Below are 15,469 nucleotides of genomic sequence, written 5' to 3' on the forward strand. Positions count from 1 at the left end.
TGATCACTTGGCCGTCCTGTATGAACGGCCTGTGCCGATTCTGCCTCACCGTACGGTCATCCGGTCTCCGGAAGCCCCCGCACCGGAGGCGCCGGCCTAGCCCCGCAGATCCACCAGCAACGGCGGCGCGTGCTCCCCCTTCGCCCCGGTCAGCGACAGCACCGCGTGCCCCGGCGGCACGGCGTGCGCCAGCTCGGAGGCGGACCACCGCTCCCGCTCGACCTGGCGGACGGTGACGGCCTCGGTCGTCACCGCCTTCCCGGTCACCAGCTTGCGCAGGGCGTGCATGGCCCGGGTCATCGGCTGATCGGCGAAGACCGTGTGCTGGGCGACGTCCTTGGTCTCCACCCACTCGGTGCCCCAGGCCTCGGCGAAGCGGCTGCCGTCCCAGGTCGTCACCCCGGACAGCGCCATCCGGCAGCCGACCGCCCCGAACAGGGGCCCGTGCAGCGCCTCCGGAACGTCGGAGACCGTACGCAGCGCGAGCACGACACCCGCGTTCTGCGAGCGCAGCCGTTGGATCCGCCGTACGGACTCGGGGGTCACGGTGCCGGTGGCGTCGTCGACGACCAGACCGGCGAAGTGATCGCGGCCCCCCTCCCGTACTACGGCGGTGAACTGGGCCAACACCAGCCGGGCGATCAGCCGGGACGCCTCCGCGTGGCCACGCTCGGGCAGGTCGATCCGGACGCGCAGGGGGTGGTGGACGAGGGCGCGCAGCGAGAACGGACGGATCGCGTCCGCGCCTGAGCCGGGCTCCCCGGCCGAGCCGAAGAAGCCGGCGAACGCCGGCCGGTCCAGCAGGGCCAGCCGGTCGGCGAGGACGGGACCGGGGTCGCCGGGGTGGGCGCTCTGCCGTGCGCGGGCGTCGAGCTCGCGACGCATCCCCCCGAACCGCTCGTCCGCCAGCCGCTCGCGCAGCCCGGCGAGGACCGCGGGGTCCGCTTCCAGCAGTTCGCGCAGGACGGGCAGGGGCGGGAAGTGCCCGTACGCGGTCCGGTAGGGGCCGAGAAGCTGGGCGAGGGCCCGCGCCGCGCGCTCGGGGCTCACCGTGTCGAGGTCCCCGGCCAGTGCCTCGGCGAGGAGCGCGGCCGCCTCGTCGGGGTCGTCGGTCTCGGCGTACGGGTCCAGGTCGTGCACCGAGCCGGGGTCGCCGACGCGCACGACGACGTCGTACGACGAGTCCGCCCCGATCGGTGTGCCCGCACCGCACACCGCGACGACGGCGCAACCGCCGGTGAGTGCCTGGAGGGTGAGGGACTCGGCCACCGGAGCGATCACCTGCCGGGTCTTGCCCGCGCCCGAGGGCCCGACGACCAGCAGCGAGGTGGCGAGGGTCTCCGGCCCGAGAGCCGCGCCCACGCCGCGGTACGCCCGCGGGGTGCGTTCGGCGGTGGCCCACTGTCCGATGCGGACCTGTCCGGTGAGCAGGTCGTGCCGGGCGGTGCGGCCTGCCAGGTCGCGGGCGCCGGAGGGGTGGGTGAGCGCGGCGGCGCCCTGGCGCAGCACGGTGTCCGTGAACGCGGCGAGCCGTCCCTGGCCGCGGGCCCGTTTCCAGCCGCGCTCGATCCGGGCGCAGTCCACGTCGTTCATCCGCCCGGCCAGCACTTCGGCGGTGAGCAGGTCGGCCGCCTGGTGCTGCCCGGCCTCCCGCAGTCCGGGCCAGCGGGTGCGGGGCTGATCGGTGACGGGTGCGGGGTGCTGTCCCTGCCGGGCCCGGCGCCGGGCCTCGAGCCGGGTACGGGCCAGGGACCACCAGCCGCCGATCCGGGCGAAGGGCCACAGGACGAGGGCGGTGACGAGGGCGTACAGCGTGTCCGTGGCCCAGGGCGAGGTGTAGACGCCGTATCCGCCGGTGAGGAGGGCGATGAGGGAGAACAGCGGGTTCACGACGGGCAGGGCGTCCCAGCCGACGCCGGGGAAGGCGTCCGGGAAGACGAAGCTGAGGGTGATGAGGGCGCCCAGCGCGGCCAGCAGGGCGCGGGCGGGCTGGGGCTTGCGGGTCACGAGGTGGCGCACGACGGCCGGCCAGCTGCCCAGGCGGCCCATCGTGTAGACGAGCACGGCGAAGAAGAGACCGCTGTAGACCTCCAGGGCCTCGACGCCCGGGTACTCCAGCGACTGCCCCTCCAGCCGCTTCGGCGAGGCCATCGTGCCGCCCCACCACCAGTCGTCCGGAGTGAAGAGCCGCAGCAGCGTGAACTGGTACGGGAGCGCGCCGCGCCGCCAGAAGGACCACACCACCAGCGCCACGACGAACGGGATGAGCATGCCGGCCACGGTCAGCGGATTGAGCCGCTCCGCCTTCGAGGCGGCCTTCGGCATCCGGTAACCGAAGCGCCAGATGCCGGGTTCGGTCTCGGGCCGGGCCTCATCCAGCCAGTCGGCCACGGACGCGCCCGGAGTGTGTGCCGGCCGCGGCGGCGCGTGCGGCACGTCCGGCGGCCCCGCCGGACGCGGCACGGGATTCGCATGCGTACCTCGCGCGTCCTGCGTCCCGTCCCTGTCCATCGCCCTCGTTCCCTGACCAGCCGTTCCGTCCACCATCAGCCGTCAATCTAACGCCCCCGCAAGGGGAGTTCACCGCTTACGCGGCCGACTTCCATGGAGCGGACGGTCGCCGTCCGGATCGTCCGCGGCCCCGCCGGTACCGAGCCGATCCGCGTCGCTATGTCCACGACGGACAAACCCGCACCCCCGACAACGCCCACATGGAGCATGCCCACCCCCCGCCCTCCGTCCTAGCCTGCGAGAAAGGAAGAGAAGCGTCCGCAAAGACCCCGTTCGCAACACCCCAGGAGCCCCTCATGAGCGCACTTCCGCAGGAGCGCCGGATCGTCACCGCCATCCCCGGCCCGAAGTCGCAGGAGCTGCAGGCCCGCCGCGTCGCCGCGGTCGCGCAGGGTGTCGGCTCGGTGCTGCCCGTGTTCACCGCGCGGGCGGGCGGCGGCATCATCGAGGACGTCGACGGCAACCGCCTGATCGACTTCGGTTCCGGCATCGCCGTGACGAGCGTCGGCGCCTCCGCCGAGGCCGTTGTACGCCGGGCCTCCGCCCAGCTCGCCGACTTCACCCACACCTGTTTCATGGTCACGCCGTACGAGGGCTACGTCGAGGTCGCCGAGGCCCTCGCCGAGCTCACGCCGGGTGACCACGCCAAGAAGTCCGCGCTGTTCAACAGCGGTGCCGAGGCCGTCGAGAACGCCGTCAAGATCGCCCGCGCCTACACCAAGCGCCAGGCCGTCGTCGTCTTCGACCACGGCTACCACGGCCGTACGAACCTCACGATGGCGCTGACCGCGAAGAACATGCCGTACAAGCACGGCTTCGGCCCCTTCGCGCCCGAGGTCTACCGCGTCCCGGTCGCCTACGGCTACCGCTGGCCGACCGGTCCGGACAACGCCGGTCCCGAGGCCGCCGCGCAGGCCATCGACCAGATCACCAAGCAGGTCGGCCCGGACAACGTCGCCGCGATCATCATCGAGCCGGTGCTCGGCGAGGGCGGCTTCATCGAGCCGGCCAAGGGCTTCCTGCCGGCGCTCAGCAAGTTCGCGAAGGACAACGGCATCGTCTTCGTCGCGGACGAGATCCAGTCCGGCTTCTGCCGTACCGGCCAGTGGTTCGCGTGCGAGGACGAGGGCATCGTCCCGGACCTGATCACCACCGCCAAGGGCATCGCGGGCGGTCTGCCGCTCGCCGCCGTCACCGGCCGCGCCGAGATCATGGACGCCGCGCACGCCGGTGGCCTGGGCGGTACCTACGGCGGCAACCCGGTGGCGTGTGCCGGTGCGCTCGGCTCGATCGAGACGATGAAGGAGCTCGACCTCAACGCCAGGGCGAAGAACATCGAGGCCACGATGAAGGCCCGGCTCACCGCGATGGCCGAGAAGTTCGACATCATCGGCGACGTCCGCGGCCGTGGCGCGATGATCGCCATCGAGCTCGTCAAGGACCGCGCCACCAAGGAGCCCAACGCGGAGGCGACCGCCGCCCTCGCCAAGGCCTGCCACCAGGAGGGCCTGCTGGTCCTGACCTGTGGCACCTACGGCAATGTGCTGCGTTTCCTGCCGCCGCTGGTCATCGGCGAGGACCTGCTCAACGAGGGCCTCGACATCATCGAGCAGGCCTTCGCGCGCGTCTGACGCCCCAGGAAGAACACGGGACGCGCCCCGGCCCAGGTCACACCCGTCGCACCCGCCCCAGCCCCGGATCCACAGCGGATTCCGGGTCTGGGGCGGCCGCCGTCAGAGCGTGTGAAGAACGTGTGCGGGGTCTCTGTCAGGACGCGATTCCGGCTGTCGCAGCCCCATCGGCTGTCGTAGGTTCTACCCAGATGAGAGATACACCCCGCCCACAGGGGACTGTGGGCGACATCAGGCCGGGGCCTCCCCAGCTTCGACCTGGTCGTGCCCTCGCGCACACAACCGGAGCCTCCGGCTCCGGATCTCCTCACCGATCGGACGGTCGCCCGCCCCAAACCCCCCGGGGCGCGCGACGATCCGGTCCGGACGGCCACCCCGGAACCACCCCCCCTGTTCCGGGGTGGCCGACCTCCTTCTCCACCTTCCTTCTTCTCGGCCTTCCGGCCGTCCTCTTCGCGCTGATCACCTGGCAGATCGTCGAGGACGGCCCTTTGGTGCGCCTGGACGAACGCGTCAGCCGCGCCCTGGTCCACCCCGACCGCGCCTCGGAACTCCTCGCCGACCTCGGCAATGTCCAGGTCGCCGTCCCGGTCCTGGTCCTGGCGCTCGGATACGCGGCCTGGCGGGCCCGACGCGCCGGCACAGACCGCTGGTGGCGGCCGTCCGCCGGCGCCGCACTGCTGATGGCCCTGGTCCCCGCCCTCATCATCCCGATCAAGGAACTGACCGACCGCCCGGGCACCCCGGCCGTCCCACCGGCCACCGGCTACTACCCGTCCGGCCACACGGCCACAGCGGCCGTCGCCTATGGCGCCGCGACCCTGCTCCTCCTCCCCTGGCTGCGCGCCGGATGGCTTCGCCGCACGATCGTGTTCTCGTACGGCGTCCTCGTCCTCGGCGTCTCCTACGGCCTGATCCGCCGCGGCTACCACTGGCCCCTGGACGTCGTGGCGAGCTGGTGTCTCTCCACAGTCCTGCTCACCGGTTACGTCCTGGCGGGCAGCCGAAGCAACCGTCGAACGTCCGCTGGAACTCCCGACTCCCGTATCGGTCCCCGTTGAGCTGGTGACACGGAACGTCTTTCGCCGCTCGATCGCCAGGTTCCACACGTACCGGGCATGCGCGCAGTGCAGCAGAAGCTGCCGCTCCTGCGCGAGTGTCGGGTACATCCGGAAACGTGGCATGCCGCGAACCCAGCCACCCCGTCGCAGGTTCAGTTGTCGCATCCCGCCTCGAGGTTTCCGCCTTTCGCGACCGCGTCGGCCGCACGGGCGGCCGACGAGAGGTCTGGAGCGATCCACAAGCGCCTCCGGAGCTGGGGGAATGGGAGGGGTGGAGCGCGCCCAATTTGGTCCAGACCAATTCAGCTGTCAAGGCCTCCCGCGGTCGGCTACCCGTCCCCCTCCGTGGCCAGACCCGCCGCCGCCTCGTGCATCGCCAGTTCGAGGAGTGCCGGGTCGGTGAGGGTGCCGGAACCGTCCGGGGGGATCAGCCAGCGGACGCCGCCGGTGGAGCGTCCCGGGTACGGCACCACGATCCAGGTGCCGACGCCGGCCGTGCGGATGCCCGTGCCGACCCAGCGTGCGGCGGTACCGGGCGGCACGAGGAAGCCCATCCGGGCGTCGCCGAAGTCGACCAGCACCGGACCGAGCTGGTCGATGATGCGGGTGAGGACGTCGAGCGTGGGATAACCGAGCTCACCGGGCAGGATGAGCACGTCCCAGGCCTTGCCGGCGGGCAGCAGCGCGACCCCGAGGGGATTGCGCTCCCACTCCCAGCGGCAGGCCTCGGGATCCGGTGCCACCGATGCCAGCCACTCGACCGCCGTCTTCGCCCCAGTCATGAGAAGACCTCCCTGTTCCTCCGTGAGCGCGGATCGCGTCCACGAGGGAGAGGGAGGTCCCGGGCGCGCATTACGCGGGTTTCAGAACCCCGTTGGAGCGAACCGGATCACATGGGGGCGGGAAGGGCGGGCCGGTCGACGCTCAGGCCGCCGGCGTCCTTGATACGCGCGGTGAGTTCCGTCATCTGGTTGTAGACGGAGCGGCGCTGGGCCATCAGGTTCCGGATCTTGCGGTCCGCGTGCTCGACCGTCACCGGGTCACGCCCGCCGAAGACGGTGGCGATCCTCGGTGTCGACACGTCGGTGAGCTCACGACACAGGTACATGGCGATCTGACGGGCCGTCACGATGGCGCGGCCGCGACTCCTTCCGCGCAGGTCGTCGGAGGTGACGCCGAAGTAGTGGGCGGTCTCGTCGATGATCAGGTGCACGACGTCCTCCTCCCGTGTCGGCACGCGGTCCGGGACCAGGTCCTTGAGGACCTTCTCCGCCAACGGCACGTCCATCGGCTGCCGGTTCAGGGACGCGAAGGCGCTCACGCGGATCAACGCGCCCTCGAGCTCACGGACGTTGCGCTGGATCTGCGAGGCGATGTACTCCAGGACCTCCGGCGCGGCGACGAGCCCGTCCCGTTGCGCCTTGTGCCGCAGCAACGCGATCCGGGCCTCCTGGTCGGGGGGCCGGACATGGGTGATCAGCCCGGATTCCAGCCGGTTGCGCAGCCGGTCCCCGAGTTCGGTGAGCTGCTTGGGCGGACGGTCCGAGGACAGCACGATCTGCTTGTTCGCGGCGTGCAGCGCGTCGAAGGTGTGGAGGAACTCCTCGCGCAAGGGCTGCTGGTCCGCGAGGAACTGGATGTCGTCGAGCAGCAGGACGTCCACGCCCCGGTAGCGGCGGCGGAACCGGTCGAGGCCGAGGTTGTGGCCGGCCCGGGCGAACTCGACGCCGAACTCCTCCGCGGTCACGTAACACACGCGCTTGTCCGGGTGCAGACGGCGCGTACGCTGCCCGATCGCGTGCAGCAGATGCGTCTTGCCGATGGCCGAAGTGCCGTAGACGAACAGCGGGTTGTACAGCTTGGCGGGGGCCTCTGCCACGGCGGTGGCGGCCGAGTGCGCGAAGCGGTTGGCCTCGCCCGCGACGAAGGCGTCGAGACGGTACCGGGGATCGAGACCGTTTCCGGTGGCGGGGCCGTCGTCCTGCGCCGGTGTGCCGGAGCCGGGGGCGGGCGAGCCGTCGTCGGCCTCGCCGCTCTCCTCCTCCCACAGCTCCTCGGCCACGACCAGCTGCCGCTCCAGTTCCTCGCAGCGGCGCTCGGCCTGCGCCCGCCGGGCGTGCGCGTCCTGGAGCTGCTCGCCGAGCGCCTCCACCTCCCGCAACAGGTTCTGCCGCTCCCTGAGCAGCGCCGTCACCTGATCCTCGTACAGCTGAAGGGACTTGTCCTTCTCGGCGAGCCGGTCGTCCTGGCGGCCGTGCAGCTGGCGGAGCTGCAACTCCAGGTCGGCGGCACGGTGTTGCGCGTTCGCCAACGCCCTCTCCAGGGCTCGCACCAGGTTGGTTGACTCCATGGACCGGCGGTCGGCGTCGGCGAGCTGGTCCTCGAGGAGCTGGACCCTGCCGTACGCGGAGCCGCTCTCGGCGAGGGCCTCGCGATGCAGTCGGCGCAGCAGCTCCATGGCCTCGGGGGTGGGCGGCTGGCCCTGCTGCTCGGTCACGTCGCTGATCAGGTCGTTGACGAACTCCCAGGGCGGTACGCGGCTGCCGTTGAGGAACCGGGACACCGAACCGGCGTCCCGGTGCCGCCGGGTGGCGTATCTGCGGACGCTGAGGCCCAGTCCGCCGAACAGGCCGCGTAACGCCTCCGCGAGCGCTCGCCCCTCGTCCGGCAGATCGCCTCCCAAGGGCACGAGACTGCCCATGCCGATCCCCCTGATCTCCCTCGTACCGAGCGTTGCGACAACTGGCAACTGTGACGCGTGGCGCAACACTTCGCGTCCGGCGCAGCCTGTTGTCCCTCCCCCATGGGAGCAGCTTGGCACGAGATCGGATCAGAGAGGGCAGCAATGCACACCCCACGACGACGAACCGACCTGGTGGTCTTCCTCGCGGTCCTGGTGACCGGAGTCGTCCTTGTCCTGTCCGGGATCGAGCCGGAGGCGGTGTCCACCGTGGCGATCGGGCTGTCCACGCTGTACGCCGCGTGGCAGCGTCAGGACGCGTCGCCGGGACGGCGGGAGCCGGAGCCGCCGGCCCCGCCGCAGAGCGAGCGGGGCCGGGCCTGCGAGTGATCAGCTGTCGAAGCCGAGTCCCAGTCTGTCCATCGTCCTCAGCCACAGATTGCGCCGCCCGCCGTGCGCGTCCGCCCGTGCCAGCGACCACTTGGTCAGCGCGATGCCGGTCCACGCGAACGGCTCGGGCGGGAACGGCAGCGGCTTCTTGCGGACCATCTCCAGCGAGGTCCGCTCCGTGGTCTCGCCGTCCAGCAGGTCCAGCATCACGTCCGCGCCGAACCGGGTCGCGCCGACGCCGAGTCCGGTGTAGCCGGCCGCGTAGGCCACGTTCCCGCGGTGCGCGGTGCCGAAGAACGCCGAGAAGCGCGAGCAGGTGTCGATCGCGCCGCCCCACGCGTGCGTGAAGCGGACGCCTTCGAGCTGCGGGAAGCAGGTGAAGAAGTGCTCGGCGAGCTTGGCGTACGTCTCCGGGCGGTCGTCGTACTCGGCGCGCACCCGGCCGCCGTAGTGGTGGACCGCGTCGTAGCCACCCCACAGGATGCGGTTGTCGGCGGACAGCCTGAAGTAGTGGAACTGGTTGGCGCTGTCGCCGAGGCCCTGGCGGTTCTTCCAGCCGATCGCCGCGAGCTGCTCGCCGCTCAGCGGCTCGGTCATCAGCGCGTAGTCGTAGACCGGGACGGTGTACGACCGGACGCGCTTGACCAGGTTCGGGAAGATGTTGGTGCCGAGCGCGACCTTGCGGGCACGGACCGAGCCGTAGGGGGTGCGTACGGCCATCCCGGCGCCGTACGGCTTCAGCGTCAGGGCGGGAGTGTGCTCGTGGACGCGGACGCCGAGTTGCACACAGGCCCGCTTCAGGCCCCAGGCGAGCTTCGCCGGGTTGACCATGGCGACGCCCCGGCGGTCGTACAGGCCCGCCTGGAATGTCGGTGAGTCGACTTGTTCCCGTACCGCCTCGGCGTCCAGGAACTCCACGCCCTCGGCGAGGCCCGCGCGCTCCATCTCCTCGTACCAGTCGCGCAGTTCCCACGCCTGGTACGCCTCGGTCGCGACGTCGATCTCGCCGGTGCGCTCGAAGTCGCAGTCGAGGGAGTAACGGGCGACCGCCTTCTCGATCTCGTCGAGATTGCGGGCGCCCAGCTCCTCCAGCCGGTGGATCTCGTCCGGCCAGCGGGTCAGCCCGTTGCCCAGACCGTGGGTGAGGGAGGCGGCGCAGAAGCCGCCGTTGCGGCCCGAGGCGGCCCAGCCCACCTCACGGCCCTCCAGCAGGACCACGTCCCGCTGCGGGTCCCGCTCCTTGGCGAGGAGCGCGGTCCACAGTCCGCTGTAGCCACCGCCGACGACCAGCAGGTCGCAGGTCTCGGCGCCGGTGAGGGCGGGCTCGGGGTGCGGCTTGCCGGGGTCGTCCAGCCAGTACGGGACCGGCTGGGCGTCGGAAAGAGATTTCGTCCATTCACTGCCACGACTCATGGCGCTTGGGGCCATGATTTCAACTCCCTACAAGGGTTATTCGGTTATGCCTTTTGCTTGTTACGGCGATTACTGATGACCATGGAGGCCAGGACGAGCAGTACGGCGACCAGGAACATGGCCGTACCGATCACATTGATCTGAACGGGTGTGCCGCGCTGTGCCGAACCCCAGACGAACATGGGGAAGGTGACGGTCGAACCCGCGTTGAAATTGGTGATGATGAAATCGTCGAAGGAGAGCGCGAAGGCGAGCAGCGCACCCGCCGCGATGCCGGGGGCGGCGATCGGCAGGGTGACCCTGATGAAGGTCTGGAACGGGCCGGCGTAGAGGTCCTGGGCGGCCTGCTCCAGCCTCGGGTCCATCGACATCACCCGCGCCTTGACGGCGGTGACGACGAAGCTGAGGCAGAACATGATGTGGGCGATGAGGATCGTCCAGAAGCCCAGCTGCGCACCCATGTTGAGGAACAGGGTGAGCAGCGAGGCGGCCATGACGACCTCGGGCATCGCCATCGGCAGGAAGATCAGCGAGTTCACGGCGCCGCGGGCGCGGAAGCGGTAGCGGACCAGCGCGAAGGCGATCAGCGTGCCGAGGACGGTGGCGCCGATCGTCGCCCAGAACGCGATCTGGAGACTGATCGACAGCGAGCCGCACATGTCGGCGACACCGCAGGGGTCTTTCCAGGCGTCCAGGGAGAACTGCTGCCATTCGTAGTTGAAGCGCCCCTTCGGATTGTTGAAGGAGAACACCGTCACGACGACGTTCGGCAGCAGGAGATATCCCAGTGTCAGCAGTCCCGCGATGACGACGAATTTGCGCTTGAGCCAGTTGACGAAGGCCATTTAAACCAGATCCTCCGTTCCGGACCTGCGGATGTAGACCGTGACCATGACGAGGATGGCGGCCATCAGGATGAAGGAGAGTGCCGCGGCCGTCGGATAGTCCAGAATCCGCAGGAACTGGGACTGGATGACATTTCCGACCATGCGGGTGTCCGTCGAGCCGAGCAGGTCCGCGTTGACGTAGTCCCCGGCGGCCGGGATGAAGGTCAGCAGCGTGCCGGAGACGACGCCCGGCATCGACAGCGGGAAGGTGACCTTCCTGAAGGTCGTGACCGGCTTGGCGTACAGGTCGCCCGCGGCCTCGTGGAGGCGGGTGTCGATGCGCTCCAGTGAGGTGTACAGCGGCAGGATCATGAACGGCAGGAAGTTGTACGTCAGACCGCACACCACCGCCAGCGGCGTGGCCAGCACACGGTCGCCGGAGGTCCAGCCGAGCCAGCTGGTGACGTCCAGGACGTGCAGGGTGTTGAGGGCGCCCACGACCGGACCGCCGTCCGCGAGGATCGTCTTCCAGGCGAGGGTGCGGATCAGGAAGCTGGTGAAGAACGGCGCGATCACCAGGATCATGATCAGGTTCCGCCAGCGGCCCGCGCGGAAGGCGATCAGGTAGGCCAGCGGGTAGCCGAGGATCAGGCACAGGATCGTCGCCGAGCCCGCGTACAGGATCGAGCGCAGATACTGCGGCCAGTACTCGGACAGCGCGTCCCAGTAGGTCGCGAAGTGCCAGGTGACCTTGTAGCCCTCCTCCAGGGAGCCCGTCTGCACGGACGTGGAGGCCTGATAGATCATCGGCAGCGCGAAGAAGACCAGCAGCCACAGGATGCCGGGGAGCAGCAGCCAGTACGGCACGAGTCGGCCGCGCCTGCGCGGGGGCTTCTTCTCGGGCGCGGTCGGGGAGAGAGGCGGCGGCGCCTCGGTGAGGGTCGCCATCAGGCCGTCGCCTCTTCCTGGATACCGGCATCGATGTCCTGGGCCGCGTCCAGGCCGAAGGTGTGGGCCGGGCTCCAGTGCAGGACGACGTCGGCGCCGGGCACGAGCCGGGGGTCCCGCTCGATGTTCTGGACGTAGACCTCGAACTCGGGGCAGACCGCGCTGTCGATGACGTACTGCGTGGAGACTCCGATGAAGCTGCCGTTGGCGATCTTGCCGGTGATCCGGTTGCGGCCCTCGGGGATCTCGCCCGCGTCGTCGGCGTGGGTGAGGGAGATCTTCTCCGGGCGGACGCCGACCAGCACCTTGCCGCCGGTCTGCGTGGGTGCCGAGCATCGCGACTCGGGCAGGACGAGCTTGCCGCCGCCGGCCTTCAGGACGATGTCGTCGCCGCTCTTGGAGTCGACCTCGGCCTCGATCAGGTTCGATGTGCCGAGGAAGTTGGCGACGAAGGTGGTGTTCGGGTTCTCGTACAGGTCGGTCGGCGAGCCGAGCTGCTCGACGCGGCCCGCGTTCATCACGGCGACCGTGTCGGCCATGGTCATGGCCTCCTCCTGGTCGTGCGTGACATGGATGAAGGTGATGCCGACCTCGGTCTGGATTCGCTTGAGCTCCAACTGCATCTGGCGGCGCAGCTTGAGGTCGAGGGCGCCGAGGGGCTCGTCGAGGAGGAGCACCTTGGGGGTGTTGATCAGCGCACGGGCCACGGCGACCCGCTGCTGCTGGCCGCCGGAGAGCTGATGCGGTCTCTTGCGGGCCTGCTCGCCCAGCTGGACGAGCTCCAGCATGTCCTCGACCTGCTTCTTCACCGACTTGATGCCACGCCGGCGCAGGCCGAAGGCGACGTTCTCGAAGATGTCGAGGTGCGGGAAGAGGGCGTAGGACTGGAAGACGGTGTTCACCGGCCGCTTGTAGGGCGGCAGATTGGTGACGTCCTGCTCGCCGAGCGAGACGGTGCCCGTGGTGGGCTCCTCCAGCCCCGCGATCATCCGCAGGGTGGTGGTCTTGCCGCAGCCGGAGGCGCCGAGCAGGGCGAAGAAGGAGCCCTGCGGCACGGTCAGGTCCAGCGGCTGTACGGCGGTGAAGCCGTTGTCGTAGGTCTTGCTGATGCCCGAAAGGCGGACGTCGCCGGTGTTGTCTGTCTTGTTCGTCACGGTGGTCACGCCCCAGTCAGCTTCGCGAACTTCTGTTCGAACTCGGTCTCTTCCTTCGAGCTCAGCGAGCGGAAGGCGTGGGACTTCGCGGCCATGGCCTTGTCCGGGATGATCAGCGGGTTGTTCGCCGCATCCGGGTCGATCTTCGCCAGTTCGGCCTTCACGCCGTCGACGGGCGTCACGTAGTTGATGTACGCGGCGAGTTCGGCGGCCGGCTTCGGCTCGTAGTAGTAGTCGATGAGCCGCTCGGCGTTCGTCTTGTGACGGGCCTTGTTGGGGATCAGGAAGTTGTCGGTCGACGTCATGTATCCGCTGTCCGGGATCAGGAAGTCGATGTCCGGGCTGTCCGCCTTCAGCTGGACGACGTCACCGGCCCAGGCGATACAGGCCGCGAAGTCGCCGCTGGTCAGGTCGGAGGTGTAGTCGTTGCCGGTGAAGCGGCGGATCTGGCCCTTGTCGACGGCCTTCTGGATGCGGGCGACGGCCGCGTCGTAGTCGTCGGCGGTGAAGTTCGCCGGGTCCTTGCCCATGTCGAGCAGGGTCATGCCGATGCTGTCGCGCATCTCCGACAGGAAGCCGACCTTGCCCTTGAGCTTCGGGTTGTCGAGCAGGTCGGAGACCGACTTCACCTCGACGCCGTCGAGCGCCTTCTTGTTGTAGGCGATGACGGTCGAGATGCCCTGCCACACGTACGAGTAGGCACGGCCGGGATCCCAGTCGGGATTGCGGAACTGCGCCGACAGGTTGGTGTACGCATGCGGCAGGTTCGCCGGGTCCAGTTTCTGGACCCACCCCAGGCGGATCAGCCGGGCGGCCAGCCAGTCGGTGAGGACGATGATGTCGCGGCCGGTGTCCTGGCCGGCGGCGAGCTGCGGCTTGATCTTGCCGAAGAACTCGACGTTGTCGTTGATGTCCTCGGTGTACTTGACCGTGATGCCGGTCCGCCGCTTGAACTGGTCGAGCGTGGGGTGGTGCTTCTCGCTCTCGTCCACGTCGATGTACTCGGTCCAGTTGGAGAAGTTGACGATCTTCTCCTTCGCCGAGTGGTCCTCCGCGGAGACTCCGCCCTTGGTGTTGCCCGCCGCGGGGATACCGCAGCCGGTCAGGGCTCCGAGGCCGCCGACCGCGAGTGCGCCGCCCGCGGAGGCGCGCAACAGCGACCGCCGGGTCATGGCGGCCCGGCCGCCCTGGAAGCTGCGCCGCATGGCGGCCACTTGGGCCGGGCTCAGGCGGTCGGGCTCGTACTGCTCCATGCGCGTGGTGCCCTTTCGGGAGGATCGGCCGCGGGTCGGGCGGCCTGGTTACGGCTATCGGTCCCCGAAGATCGTGCGGTGCCAGTCCTTCCTGACGACCGCCGTGTTGTCGAACATGACGTGCTTGATCTGGGTGTACTCCTCGAACGAGTACGAGGACATGTCCTTGCCGAAGCCGGACGCCTTGTACCCGCCATGGGGCATCTCGCTGATGATCGGGATGTGGTCGTTGACCCACACACAGCCCGCCTTGATCTCACGGGTGGCGCGGTTCGCCCGGTAGACGTCGCGGCTCCAGGCGGAGGCGGCGAGTCCGTACGGGGTGTCGTTGGCGAGCCGGATCCCCTCGTCGTCACTGTCGAAGGGCAGCACCACGAGGACGGGTCCGAAGAGCTCGGACTGGACGATCTCGCTGTCCTGGGCGGCGTCCGCGACCAGGGTGGGGCGATAGTATGCGCCGTTCTTGAGATCTCCCTGAGGAGCCTCCCCGCCCGTCACCACGCGCGCGTAGCCACGCGCACGGTCGACGAAGGCGGCGACCCGGTCCCGCTGGACGTGCGAGATGAGCGGGCCGAGATCGGTACCGGGGGCGAAGGGGTCGCCGAGCCGGACCTGGGCCATGAGCTCGGCCGTCCGCTCCACGAACGCCTCGTAGAGCGGGCGTTGCACGTACGCGCGCGTGGCGGCCGTGCAGTCCTGGCCGGTGTTGATGAGCGAGCCCGCGACGGCGCCGTTGACGGCGGCGTCCAGGTCGGCGTCGTCGAAGACCACGAAGGGCGCCTTGCCGCCGAGCTCCAGGTGGATCCGCTTGACGGTGGCGGTGGCGATCTCGGCGACCCGCTTGCCGACGGCGGTGGACCCGGTGAAGGAGGTCATGGCGACATCGGAGTGCCCGACGAGATGCTCGCCCGCTTCCTTCCCGGTCCCGGAGACGATGTTGATGACACCGTCGGGGATCCCGGCGTCGGTGGCGGCCTGCGCGAAGAGCAGCGAGGTCAGGGGGGTGAGCTCGGCGGGCTTGAGCACGATCGTGTTACCCGCGGCGATCGCCGGGAGGACCTTCCAGGCGGCCATCTGGAGCGGGTAGTTCCAGGGCGCGATGGAGCCGACGACACCGATGGGCTCACGGCGGACGTACGAGGTGTGGTCGCCGGAGTACTCACCGGCCGACTGCCCCTGCAGATGCCGGGCCGCGCCCGCGAAGAAGGCGGTGTTGTCGATGGTCCCCGGCACGTCGAACTCACGCGTCAGCTTCAGCGGCTTGCCGCACTGGAGGGACTCGGCGCGGGCGAAATCCTCGGCGCGGTCGGCGAGCACGGCGGCGAAGCGGTGCAGCGCCTCCGAGCGCTCGCCGGGCGTCGTGGCGGCCCAGGCCGGGAAGGCCTCGCGCGCGGCGGCGACGGCCGCGTCCACGTCGGCGGTGCTCGCCAGCTCGTAGGTGTAGACCTCCTCGCCGGTCGCGGGGTCGACGACCGCGTGCGTCCGTCCTGAGGTGCCCTTGGTGAGGCGGCCCGCGATGTACTGCGCACCCTCCGCGAAGCGCTCCTGCGCGGGGAATCGGTCCGGGGTGGCGTTGCCCGGGTTGTGCATGTCGCTCTCCT

The 15,469-nt window shown here is 69.8% G+C and carries 12 protein-coding genes and 1 pseudogene; 3 read left to right on the forward strand and 10 right to left on the reverse strand.

The genetic code is table 11. The features are described from left to right. Window positions 1-96 precede the first annotated feature (96 nt). Complete coding sequence (locus QF037_RS14370; protein ID WP_307025265.1) at window positions 97-2,511, reverse strand: ATP/GTP-binding protein; 2,415 nt, start codon at window positions 2,509-2,511, stop codon at window positions 97-99. Window positions 2,512-2,807: 296 nt separating this feature from the next. Between QF037_RS14370 and gabT the strand changes: the two genes are divergently transcribed. Both gabT and QF037_RS14380 read left to right on the forward strand, forming a co-directional pair. Further along, window positions 2,808-4,142, forward strand: a complete 1,335-nt coding sequence (gene gabT, locus QF037_RS14375; RefSeq protein ID WP_307025267.1) for a 4-aminobutyrate--2-oxoglutarate transaminase — start codon at window positions 2,808-2,810, stop codon at window positions 4,140-4,142. A 191-nt stretch (window positions 4,143-4,333) separates the two neighbouring features. Next, on the forward strand, window positions 4,334-5,203 hold the full coding sequence (locus QF037_RS14380; RefSeq protein ID WP_373463722.1) for a phosphatase PAP2 family protein: 870 nt from the start codon (window positions 4,334-4,336) through the stop codon (window positions 5,201-5,203). A gap of 30 nt (window positions 5,204-5,233) precedes the next feature. On the opposite strand, the pseudogene QF037_RS14385 reads toward QF037_RS14380, so the two are convergent. From QF037_RS14385 to dnaA, 3 genes and pseudogenes are all read right to left on the reverse strand, one after another. Then, window positions 5,234-5,368: pseudogene (locus tag QF037_RS14385) on the reverse strand (helix-turn-helix domain-containing protein); the annotation flags it as partial. Between the two features lie 164 nt (window positions 5,369-5,532). Continuing rightward, entirely contained in the window at window positions 5,533-5,985 is a 453-nt protein-coding gene (locus tag QF037_RS14390; protein ID WP_307025271.1) for a hypothetical protein, read from the reverse strand. 107 nt (window positions 5,986-6,092) lie between these two features. Then, window positions 6,093-7,904 carry a chromosomal replication initiator protein DnaA gene (dnaA, locus tag QF037_RS14395; RefSeq protein ID WP_307025273.1) on the reverse strand — a complete coding sequence of 604 codons (1,812 nt, stop codon included), beginning with the start codon at window positions 7,902-7,904 and terminating at the stop codon, window positions 6,093-6,095. Between the two features lie 144 nt (window positions 7,905-8,048). On the opposite strand from dnaA, the gene QF037_RS14400 reads away from it, so the two are divergent. Next, a complete protein-coding gene (locus QF037_RS14400; protein WP_307025274.1) occupies window positions 8,049-8,273 on the forward strand; it encodes a hypothetical protein in 225 nt (74 codons plus the stop codon). On the opposite strand, the gene QF037_RS14405 is transcribed toward QF037_RS14400, so the two are convergent. From QF037_RS14405 to QF037_RS14430, 6 genes are read right to left on the reverse strand one after another with little or no spacing between them, the layout of a single operon-like run. Further along, a complete protein-coding gene (locus tag QF037_RS14405) occupies window positions 8,274-9,701 on the reverse strand; it encodes an NAD(P)/FAD-dependent oxidoreductase (protein WP_307025276.1) in 1,428 nt (475 codons plus the stop codon). Between the two features lie 29 nt (window positions 9,702-9,730). Beyond that, entirely contained in the window at window positions 9,731-10,531 is an 801-nt protein-coding gene (locus QF037_RS14410) for an ABC transporter permease (protein WP_307025278.1), read from the reverse strand. Further along, complete coding sequence (locus QF037_RS14415) at window positions 10,532-11,461, reverse strand: ABC transporter permease (protein ID WP_307025280.1); 930 nt, start codon at window positions 11,459-11,461, stop codon at window positions 10,532-10,534. After that, the gene (locus tag QF037_RS14420; RefSeq protein ID WP_307025282.1) at window positions 11,461-12,624 is read right to left on the reverse strand and encodes an ABC transporter ATP-binding protein; all 1,164 of its coding nucleotides are present in this window, start codon (window positions 12,622-12,624) and stop codon (window positions 11,461-11,463) included. Before QF037_RS14420 ends, QF037_RS14415 begins: the two co-directional genes overlap by 1 nt. Beyond that, window positions 12,621-13,868: a polyamine ABC transporter substrate-binding protein gene (locus tag QF037_RS14425; protein ID WP_307025284.1), complete on the reverse strand. Its 1,248-nt coding sequence runs from the start codon at window positions 13,866-13,868 to the stop codon at window positions 12,621-12,623. Before QF037_RS14425 ends, QF037_RS14420 begins: the two co-directional genes overlap by 4 nt. Before the next feature lie 54 nt (window positions 13,869-13,922). Beyond that, window positions 13,923-15,458 carry a gamma-aminobutyraldehyde dehydrogenase gene (locus QF037_RS14430; RefSeq protein WP_307025286.1) on the reverse strand — a complete coding sequence of 512 codons (1,536 nt, stop codon included), beginning with the start codon at window positions 15,456-15,458 and terminating at the stop codon, window positions 13,923-13,925. Between the last annotated feature and the right edge of the window lie 11 nt (window positions 15,459-15,469).

The sequence above is a fragment of the Streptomyces canus genome, assembly GCF_030815415.1.
GTDB lineage: Bacteria > Actinomycetota > Actinomycetes > Streptomycetales > Streptomycetaceae > Streptomyces > Streptomyces canus_F.

Excerpts from the sequence above, each read along its gene's own strand:
- QF037_RS14390 (WP_307025271.1), bottom strand. The coding sequence starts at position 5,985 with ATGACTGGGGCGAAGACGGCGGTCGAGTGGCTGGCATCGGTGGCACCG.
- dnaA (WP_307025273.1), bottom strand. The coding sequence starts at position 7,904 with ATGGGCAGTCTCGTGCCCTTGGGAGGCGATCTGCCGGACGAGGGGCGA.
- gabT (WP_307025267.1), top strand. The coding sequence starts at position 2,808 with ATGAGCGCACTTCCGCAGGAGCGCCGGATCGTCACCGCCATCCCCGGC.
- QF037_RS14430 (WP_307025286.1), bottom strand. The coding sequence starts at position 15,458 with ATGCACAACCCGGGCAACGCCACCCCGGACCGATTCCCCGCGCAGGAG.
- QF037_RS14405 (WP_307025276.1), bottom strand. The coding sequence starts at position 9,701 with ATGGCCCCAAGCGCCATGAGTCGTGGCAGTGAATGGACGAAATCTCTT.
- QF037_RS14400 (WP_307025274.1), top strand. The coding sequence starts at position 8,049 with ATGCACACCCCACGACGACGAACCGACCTGGTGGTCTTCCTCGCGGTC.
- QF037_RS14380 (WP_373463722.1), top strand. The coding sequence starts at position 4,334 with ATGAGAGATACACCCCGCCCACAGGGGACTGTGGGCGACATCAGGCCG.
- QF037_RS14415 (WP_307025280.1), bottom strand. The coding sequence starts at position 11,461 with ATGGCGACCCTCACCGAGGCGCCGCCGCCTCTCTCCCCGACCGCGCCC.
- QF037_RS14425 (WP_307025284.1), bottom strand. The coding sequence starts at position 13,868 with ATGGAGCAGTACGAGCCCGACCGCCTGAGCCCGGCCCAAGTGGCCGCC.
- QF037_RS14410 (WP_307025278.1), bottom strand. The coding sequence starts at position 10,531 with ATGGCCTTCGTCAACTGGCTCAAGCGCAAATTCGTCGTCATCGCGGGA.
- QF037_RS14370 (WP_307025265.1), bottom strand. The coding sequence starts at position 2,511 with ATGGACAGGGACGGGACGCAGGACGCGCGAGGTACGCATGCGAATCCC.